The sequence below is a fragment of the Aeromonas bivalvium genome, assembly GCF_000819765.1.
GTDB classification, from domain to species: Bacteria; Pseudomonadota; Gammaproteobacteria; order Enterobacterales; family Aeromonadaceae; genus Aeromonas; species Aeromonas bivalvium.
The window spans coordinates 223882-231326 of the sequence record NZ_CDBT01000024.1 but is presented as its reverse complement, the minus strand read 5'-3'; the positions used below and the strand labels follow the sequence as shown (position 1 = coordinate 231326).

8 protein-coding genes are annotated in these 7445 nt (G+C 63.6%); 2 read left to right on the top strand and 6 right to left on the bottom strand.

The features are described 5' to 3' along the window. On the bottom strand, nt 1-1016 hold a 1016-nt coding region (locus BN1119_RS09715; protein ID WP_041997174.1), incomplete at its 3' end, for a DEAD/DEAH box helicase. Between the two features lie 292 nt (nt 1017-1308). Between BN1119_RS09715 and BN1119_RS09710 the strand changes: the two genes are divergently transcribed. Continuing rightward, nucleotides 1309-2115, top strand: coding sequence for a substrate-binding periplasmic protein (locus tag BN1119_RS09710; RefSeq protein WP_041997173.1), 807 nt, complete (start codon nt 1309-1311; stop codon nt 2113-2115). 81 nt (nt 2116-2196) lie between these two features. On the opposite strand, the gene aroC is transcribed toward BN1119_RS09710, so the two are convergent. Next, nucleotides 2197-3285 (bottom strand): chorismate synthase, encoded by a 1089-nt coding sequence (gene aroC, locus BN1119_RS09705; RefSeq protein ID WP_041997171.1) that lies wholly within the window; start codon nt 3283-3285, stop codon nt 2197-2199. Between the two features lie 12 nt (nt 3286-3297). Further along, on the bottom strand, nt 3298-4233 hold the full coding sequence (gene prmB / locus BN1119_RS09700; RefSeq protein WP_041997246.1) for a 50S ribosomal protein L3 N(5)-glutamine methyltransferase: 936 nt from the start codon (nt 4231-4233) through the stop codon (nt 3298-3300). Nucleotides 4234-4312: 79 nt separating this feature from the next. On the opposite strand from prmB, the gene smrB reads away from it, so the two are divergent. Further along, nucleotides 4313-4837 carry an endonuclease SmrB gene (gene smrB, locus BN1119_RS09695; protein ID WP_041997169.1) on the top strand — a complete coding sequence of 175 codons (525 nt, stop codon included), beginning with the start codon at nt 4313-4315 and terminating at the stop codon, nt 4835-4837. Between the two features lie 111 nt (nt 4838-4948). Here the strand turns inward: smrB and BN1119_RS09690 are convergent, their stop codons facing one another. The 3 genes from BN1119_RS09690 to BN1119_RS09680 form a co-directional block, all read right to left on the bottom strand. Next, nucleotides 4949-5176 carry a DUF4287 domain-containing protein gene (locus tag BN1119_RS09690; RefSeq protein WP_041997166.1) on the bottom strand — a complete coding sequence of 76 codons (228 nt, stop codon included), beginning with the start codon at nt 5174-5176 and terminating at the stop codon, nt 4949-4951. A 41-nt stretch (nt 5177-5217) separates the two neighbouring features. Continuing rightward, the gene (locus tag BN1119_RS09685) at nt 5218-5616 is read right to left on the bottom strand and encodes a GFA family protein (protein WP_041997163.1); all 399 of its coding nucleotides are present in this window, start codon (nt 5614-5616) and stop codon (nt 5218-5220) included. A 174-nt stretch (nt 5617-5790) separates the two neighbouring features. Further along, nucleotides 5791-7239: a chitinase gene (locus BN1119_RS09680; RefSeq protein ID WP_084205386.1), complete on the bottom strand. Its 1449-nt coding sequence runs from the start codon at nt 7237-7239 to the stop codon at nt 5791-5793. Nucleotides 7240-7445 lie beyond the last annotated feature (206 nt).

Below are 7445 nucleotides of genomic sequence, written 5' to 3'. Positions count from 1 at the left end.
CCGGCACGGCCGGTACGGCCGATGCGGTGCACATAGTCTTCCGCCACGTTGGGCAGCTCGAAGTTGACCACTTGCGGCAACTTGTCGATGTCCAGGCCGCGTGCGGCGATGTCGGTGGCCACCAGCACCTTGACGCTGCCATCCTTGAAACCGGCCAGGGCACGGGTACGGGCACCCTGGCTCTTGTTGCCGTGGATGGCGGCGGCGCTGACGCCGTTCTTGTCCAGGGTCTCGGCGACCCGGTTGGCCATGTGCTTGGTGCGGGTGAACACCAGTACCTGCTGCCAGTCGTTGCTGGTGACCAGGTGGCTCAGCAGGCCGATCTTGTTGGCCTTGTCGCAGGGGTGCACCAGCTGCTCGATGCGCTCGGCCGTACTGTTGCGCGGCGCCACTTCGATCACCGCCGGGTTGTCCAAGAGGCCGGTGGCCAGCTCGCGGATCTCTTCAGCGAAGGTGGCGGAGAAGAGCAGGTTCTGGCGCTTCTTCGGCATCAGGGCCAGGATCTTGCGAATATCGCGGATGAAGCCCATGTCCAGCATGCGATCCGCTTCGTCCAGCACCAGGATCTCCACTTCGTCGAACTTGACGGCGTTCTGGTTGTAGAGATCCATCAGGCGGCCCGGGCAGGCCACCAGCACATCCAGACCACGGCGGGTCGCCATCATCTGCGGGTTGATGCTGACGCCACCGAACACGACGTGGCTGCGGATCGGCAGGTGCTTGCCGTAGTTGCGCACGCTCTCGCCCACCTGGGCGGCCAGCTCGCGGGTCGGGGTCAGCACCAGGGCGCGGATGCGGTTCGGAGAAACCTTGCGCTTGCTGTCGGTCAGACGTTGCAGCATGGGCAGGGTGAAGCCTGCGGTCTTGCCGGTCCCGGTTTGGGCCGCCGCCATCAGGTCACGGCCAGCCAGGACGGCCGGGATCGCTTGTTGCTGGATGGGGGACGGAGTGTCGTAGCCTTGTTCGGCGACGGCACGGAGCAAAGGCTCGGCCAGACCGAGGGAAGTAAAACTCATAGTTACCTGCTAGGGATTTGGGGCGCCGGGGATTTGTGGTGGGGCTCCTCTGCCGAGCCGATGCCATCTCACAAGATCTGGGCCTATGGAGAAAACAACGATTTCCCCGGGGAGCAGAGCAAAGGGGAAAGAATAGAGGCGCAGTCTAACGGAGTTGGCGCAGTTACACGAGAAAAATGTGATGAGCCTCCCAGCATGGTTGGAAAAGCCGCCCCTGGCGGGACAGAATGACCATGATGTCACTCGTCTGGATCCATGATGAACCCAGGCACACAGCAACAGGGAGGTCTGCTTGTTCGGGATACATACCATCATTGGCCGCGCACTTGGCCTCGGCCTGCTGCTCGCCTTGAGCCTGCCCCTTGGCGCCAAGGACACACTGTCGGTGGCCTGGAGCCACTGGCCACCCCTTAGCCAGATCGATGCCGACGGGGAGCTCGGCGGCCTGGACGTGACCCTGACCCGCCAGATCCTCGGCGAGGCCGGTCTTGAGCCAATGTTTCGCAACCTCCCCTGGGCCCGCACCCTGCATCTGATTGAGCGTCGCCAGCTGGATGTGGCCATGGGGGCCCTGGACACCCCGGAGCGCCGAGGCTTCGCCCGCTTCTCCGCCCCCTACCGGCGCGCCCATTTCGTGCTGCTCGGCCATCGGCCTGCGCCAGAGGCCGCCGACCCCTGGCAAGGGATAACAAGCCTCGCGGATCTGTGCCGGCAATCAGGGTTGCGCCTTGGCAAGCTCAGGGGCACCCGCCCCCTGCCCCTCGGCGACCCCTGTCCCACCCTGGGGACCGCCCGCGAATACAACTCGGACGACAGGCTGATCGCCCTCCTGCTGGCACGGCGCCTCGATGGGGTCATCATGGAGTGGCAATACGCCCATCACCGGCTGACTCAGCTGGGGGCCAACGACTTCATCCGCTGCCAGCTGCTGTTGCACCGACAGCCGGTCAGCCTGATGTTCGCCAGGGAGGCGGTGAGCGAGGAGACATTCGCCCGCATCGATGCCGCCATCGCCGCCCTGCCCCCACCGGATCCCGCCTTTGCGCCGCCCCGCTGCCACCTTGACGCGACCCGACTCCCAGCACCGTCGGCGCCCTGAGGCCGGCACAGTCCCACGAAAAAGGCGACCCTGGGGTCGCCTTGTCGTCTCTGGTGATCACTCACCCTGGCCTTTGCGCGATCAGCGCAGCTGCGGCGTAGCGGTATGCACCCCGGCATTCTGGGCGCGGTGGCGCAGCAGGTGATCCATCAGCACCAGGGCCAGCATGGCCTCGGCGATGGGGACGGCGCGGATGCCGACACAAGGATCGTGGCGACCCTTGGTGATCATCTCGGTGGCCTCGCCGCTGGTATTGATGGTCTTGCCCGGTACCGTGATGCTGGACGTGGGCTTGAGCGCCATGCTCACCAGGATATCCTGACCCGAAGAGATGCCTCCCAGGATGCCGCCGGCATGGTTGCTGGCAAAACCGGTCGGGGTCATCTCGTCGCGATGCTCGGAGCCTTTTTGCTCCACCACGGCGAAGCCGTCCCCTATCTCCACCCCTTTCACCGCATTGATGCCCATCATGGCGTGGGCGATGTCGGCGTCGAGGCGATCGAACACCGGCTCCCCTAGGCCCACCGGCACGTTGCGGGCGATCACAGCCACCTTGGCGCCTATGCTGTTGCCCTCTTTCTTGAGGGCGCGCATGTACTCGTCCAGCGCCTCCAGCTTGCCCGCATCGGGGAAGAAGAAGGGGTTCTGCTCTATCTGATCCTGCTCGAACGCCTCGGCCTTGATGGGGCCGAGCTGGGAGAGGAAACCGACGATCTCGATGCCATGCACCTGCTTCAAGTACTTCTTGGCAATGGCCCCCGCCGCCACCCGCATGGCGGTCTCGCGGGCCGAGGAGCGGCCGCCGCCGCGATAGTCACGCTGACCGTACTTCTGGTGGTAGGTGTAGTCGGCGTGACCCGGACGAAACAGATCCTGAATGTCCGAGTAATCCTTGGAGCGCTGATCTGTGTTCTCGATGAGCAGGCCGATGGAGGTGCCCGTGGTCTTGCCCTCGAACACCCCGGAGAGGATCTTCACCTCGTCCGCCTCGCGGCGCTGGGTGGTGTAGCGGGAGGTGCCGGGCTTGCGCCTGTCCAGATCGATTTGCAGATCCGCTTCGCTTATCTCGAGCCCCGGCGGGCAGCCGTCGACCACGGCGCCGAGCGCCAGGCCATGGCTCTCGCCGAAGGTGGAGACCCGAAAGAGTTGGCCAAAACTGTTCCCTGCCATGCTTGCTCCTGCTTAGTTCTTGTAGATGGCGAAATGATCTTGATACTGCACCAGCTCGGCGCGGGTCATCACGAACACCCCGTGGCCGCCGTTCTCGAACTCGACCCAGGTAAAGGGCACCTCGGGGAACTGGGCCTCCAGGTGGATCATGCTGTTGCCCACCTCGACCACCAGCACGCCGTCATCCTTCAAGAAGTCGGCCGCATGGGCCAGCAGGCGCTTGGTGAGCTTGAGACCGTCTGAGCCCGACGCCAGGGCCAGCTCCGGCTCGTGACGAAACTCGTCCGGCAGATCCGACATGTCTTCGGAGTCCACATAGGGCGGGTTGGAGACGATGAGATCGTACTTGTCACCGGCCGGCAGATCCCGGAACAGATCCGAGCGGATGGGGATGACCTGCTGCTCCAACCCGTGATCATTGATGTTGCGCTCGGCCACGTTGAGGGCATCGACGCTGATGTCGATGGCATCCACTTCCGCGTGGGGAAATTCGTGGGCCATGATGATGGCGATGCAGCCGGAGCCGGTGCAGAGATCCATGATCCGGGTCGGTTCGTCTTTCAGGAAGGGGGCGAAGCGGTTGGCCACCATCTCGGCGATGGGGGAGCGAGGAATGAGCACCCGCTCGTCCACGTAGAACTCCCAGCCCGCATACCAGGCCTTGTTGGTCAGGTAGGCGGCGGGCACCCGCTCCTGCACCCGGCGGATGATGAGCTCGGCGATGCGATGGCGTTCGGTCGGGGTCAGACGGGAGTGGCGCATGCCCGGATCCACGTCCGGCGGCAGATGCAACGCAGGCAGTACCAGCTGCACCGCTTCATCCCAGGCGTTGTCCGTACCATGGCCGTAAAAGATACCGGCGTCGTTGAAACGACTCATGGCCCAGCGCAACATGTCCTGGATGGTGTGCATCTCGGCAACCACCTCGTCGATAAATATCTTGTCCAAATCCACCTCCAAGTCGAGTAATATCCGGCCCGAGCCCCTGTATAGTGGGCAAGATGCATACCTGATAAATGAGTCTCTGATGAAAAAAACGCCCTCACCCACAGACGAGGAGAGCCTGCTGTTTCGCGAGGCGATCAAAGGTACCCGGAAAATCAAGCAAGATACCTTAAGGGCCGAGTTGCGCCCGGTCAAGCAGAAACGCGAATTGCGTGAGAGCCGCGAAAAGCTTGGGGTTGACCACTTTTTCAGCGATGAATATCAGCCCCATCTGGAAGAGGATGGCCCGACCCGCTACGTCCGTTCCGACGTCTCGACCTTCGAGCTGAAAAAGCTCAAGCGCGGCAGTTATCCGCCGGAGATTTATCTGGATCTGCATGGCATGAACCAGCATCAGGCCAAGCAGGAGCTGTCAGCCCTGCTGACCCTGTGCCGAAAAGAGAACCTTCACGTCGCCTCCGTGATGCACGGCATCGGCAAGCATATCTTGAAGCAGCGACTCCCGGGCTGGCTGGCCCAGCATCCCAATGTGCGAGCCTTCCATCAGGCCCCCCGGGAATGGGGGGGCGAGAGCGCCATCCTGGTGCTGCTGGATATCGAGGAGTGACCCCTTCCCCGCCCGGAGTTGCCCTGGGCGGGCGCCATGAAAAAACCACCGACAGGCTGCGGTGGTTTTTTATGGGTGAGGCCCGGGATCGGCCTCCATCCTGGCGCGCCGTTACACCACGCGAGGCGCTGCGGGCTGCGCCAGATGGTGGGCTACCAGGGCATTGGCATGGCCGTGGCCCATGGCATGTTCAGCCTTGAGCCAGGGCACCAGGGCCATGTGTTTGCGCTCCTCCCGCCCCGCCAGCAGGGCCAGCCAGTGGGCGATCGGCTGGCCGTAGGCCTGCTCGATGGCGGGAAAATAGGAGGCAGGCCCCCTCACCTTCTGTTGTTCATCCATCACTGGCTCTCCTCGGGGTTTGCGCCGACACGGCAACAGGCTCAGGGCTTGGGGGCAAACAGATCGAACACCTGCTGCCCGGTCAGGGTGGGCGTCTCGTTCTTGAGCTCATAAAAGTCCGGCTTCTCGTCGATGAAGACCTGACTGGCCAGCTCGAAGTGCTGCGTCTGGAACAGACCGGCGGACAGGATGTACTCGTCCGTCGGCAGCAGATGGTAGAAAAGATGGGTGCCGCAGGTGGGGCAGAAGCCGCGCTCCGCCCACTCGGAGGAGCGGTAGGCCACAGGGGCCAGGCCCTTGAACTGCACCCCGCCGCCGCAATGGACCGCGAACATGGGCCCCCCCGACCAGCGCCGGCACATGGTGCAGTGGCACAGGCTGATCTCCTTGTGTTCATCGCTCGAGACGGTGATCCCGCCGCACAGACAACGTCCTTGCATAACGCCTCCTTGAGGTTGATCCGGGCCGGCACCGTGCCTGGCCCAGGTTCACAGAGGAGTAGCATGGCCACCCCTGCCATGCCACTGACCATATTGAGGGCCCGGCGCCCATCCCCTGCCGGCGGAGTCCGGCCCCATGAGGACGGCAGAGAAGGCAGCGCCCCTGCCCCCGATTCAACTCGCGGGGATCAGGGCCCAGGGATCCCCCTGGCCGGGCTCGTTGCCTTGCGTCCACCACTTGGCCTGGTAGAGGGCCCCCTGGAAGCTGACCTTGTCCCCGGCGACATAGACCTGGGTCGCGCTCCAGGCCGCCACGCCGCCGACGGGGGGCGTGGAGGGGTCGGTTGGCGGCGTCAGCTCGGCCACGATGCGCACCTTGGGCCAGTTGGCGTGGGAGCCATAGAAGTTGCTGACGCACTTCTGGTAATCCCCCGGCACCAGGGCCGAATAGGCGGTCTGGAATCCCACCAGCTCGCACTCGAACGAATAGCCGCCGGGTCGGTCCGGGTAGTATTTCCAGTTGCCATCCCAGTTGGTGTAGAGCACGTCGGTGGCGCCATTGAGGTTCAGGCTGCCATAGGGGGTCTGCTGCCAGCAGGTGTTCTTCTCGTCGCTCGCGACCGGGATCTGGTAGTGAGCGGCCAACCCTTCCCAGTAGCGGATGCGATTGACCGGCTGCCCCTTGTCCTTGTTCTGCTCGCCGCACTCTATGCCGCCGTTGATGACGTTGATGGTGGTGCCAAAGCCGTAGCCGATGCCCGCATCCTGCTCGCGCTGGGAAGGCACCCAGGTGCGGTCGATCACGTGCAGCATGGCGGGTTTGGGGGCCTGCGGGGTCAGGAAGAACCAGATGGCGGAAGCCAGATTCAGCCAGGAGTCCGCCACCAGCCCGGGGTTGTTTAGCAGCACGCTGGCATCGCCGTCGAACATGGCCTCGGAGAAGGCGCCGTAGTTGAAGTGATAGGAGAGTTGTTTCGCACCGCGGCCAAAATACCCCTGTCCGCTGGCACAGGGCCACTTCTTGTTCTGCCAGTCATTCTGGCCGCAGCCCGTGGTGTAGCCCAGCTGCCCCTCGGCCCAGCCCATCTCGCGCACATGGACCAGGGCCTGTTGCCACTCCTCCAGGGCCAGAGGGTTGTCCGAGACGTTCTCCTTGGCGATGTGGCCGCCGGTCTCCTGGGCAAAGTGGGCGAAGGCGGTGATGATGGATTTCTTGCAGATGGCATCGGCGTCGCGGCCATCGGTGTACTCTCCGCAGAACGCCGGGAACTTGCCCACCGCCCGCAAGAAACGCTCATAGGTGTATTCCGGCGCCGCCATCTGGGTCAGAAAGTCCCATTCGGACTCTGGGAACACCCGTTCGACCCGCTTGACGTTGTCAGGATTGCTCGCCGCCCTGGGATAAATGGCCTCCACGATCGTGTTGGGCCGGGTCGCCAGCGCCTTGGACCAGAGGGCATACATGGGGTTGGCCGTCTTGGCCTGGGCCTGCGCCTCGACATCGGCCTGGGCGATGACATAGCCCCCGGCCAGCTCGGGATCTGGCTGGATAGTCATGGCGGCGTGGCCTGGCAGGGCGCAGGCCGCGGCCACCAGCCAGGCGCAACGGGTGATGTTCAACATGGGTAACCGTCCTTGTCTCAGATGAAAACTCAGCCGAGCATAGGCAGGTCAAGAACTAAATTTACAGGGAAAAATAAGAAATCTGATGAATTTGTGAGCCGACTCACTGCCTGATCAATCCATCAGCAAGAAGGCTGTGCGCCGCCCCGCCAGCACGGTTTCCCTCTGGGAAACGGAGCGAGGCAAGGGGATAAACACCAAGCAAA

Bases quoted from the DNA above. Each gene is read 5' to 3' on its own strand.
- BN1119_RS09690 (WP_041997166.1), bottom strand. From the start codon at position 5,176: ATGGATGAACAACAGAAGGTGAGGGGGCCTGCCTCCTATTTTCCCGCC.
- smrB (WP_041997169.1), top strand. From the start codon at position 4,313: ATGAAAAAAACGCCCTCACCCACAGACGAGGAGAGCCTGCTGTTTCGC.
- BN1119_RS09685 (WP_041997163.1), bottom strand. From the start codon at position 5,616: ATGCAAGGACGTTGTCTGTGCGGCGGGATCACCGTCTCGAGCGATGAA.
- aroC (WP_041997171.1), bottom strand. From the start codon at position 3,285: ATGGCAGGGAACAGTTTTGGCCAACTCTTTCGGGTCTCCACCTTCGGC.
- BN1119_RS09680 (WP_084205386.1), bottom strand. From the start codon at position 7,239: ATGTTGAACATCACCCGTTGCGCCTGGCTGGTGGCCGCGGCCTGCGCC.